This is a genomic window from Halorubrum tibetense (genome assembly GCF_042661865.1).
In the GTDB taxonomy this organism is placed as follows: Archaea; Halobacteriota; Halobacteria; order Halobacteriales; family Haloferacaceae; genus Halorubrum; species Halorubrum tibetense.
In genome coordinates this window covers 1-527 of sequence record NZ_JBHSWW010000729.1, presented here as the reverse complement: position 1 = coordinate 527, position 527 = coordinate 1, and the positions used below count along the sequence as shown (strand labels likewise).

At 53.7% G+C, this 527-nt stretch carries 1 protein-coding gene; it reads left to right on the top strand.

All coding sequences use genetic code 11. The annotated features are described in order from the left end of the window. Window positions 1-80: 80 nt before the first annotated feature. Window positions 81-527: S4 domain-containing protein (locus ACFQEU_RS17985; RefSeq protein WP_379784388.1), on the top strand; the 447-nt coding region annotated here is incomplete at its 3' end.

Genomic DNA, 527 nt, shown 5'->3' with positions numbered 1-527 from the left:
TGAACTATAGCAGCAAAGCCTAAGCCCTTCAATTAGAAAGAAAAAACTGATTTGACTGGTGTAAAATGCCGGCTCTTCACGTGTTTGAGAGCGCTATGTCTGAGTTTCATCAGGTCCAAATGTTAGAGGTCGACCCCGATTGCGCCGGTCAGCGAGTCGATAATTTCCTGATGTCGCGTTTGAAAGGGGTGCCGAAATCGCGACTCTATCGTCTGTTGCGCAAGGGCGAGGTGCGAGTCAATAAGGGCAGGGTTAAGCCTGAGCATAAGCTACACGCTGGTGATCTCGTGCGCGTGCCGCCCATTCGGTTGGCGCAGGAGGGTGACTTGGTGCCGGTTGGTCCCGAGTTGGCCCAGCGCTTGGCAGAGGCCATCGTATTCGAAGATGACTGGCTAATGGCTATTAATAAGCCGCCAGGCTTGGCCGTTCATGGCGGCAGTGGGGTGCAAATTGGCTTGATCGAGGCGCTCCGCCAGATGAAGCCAGATATCAGGTTTCTCGAGCTGGTACATCGATTGGATCGAGAG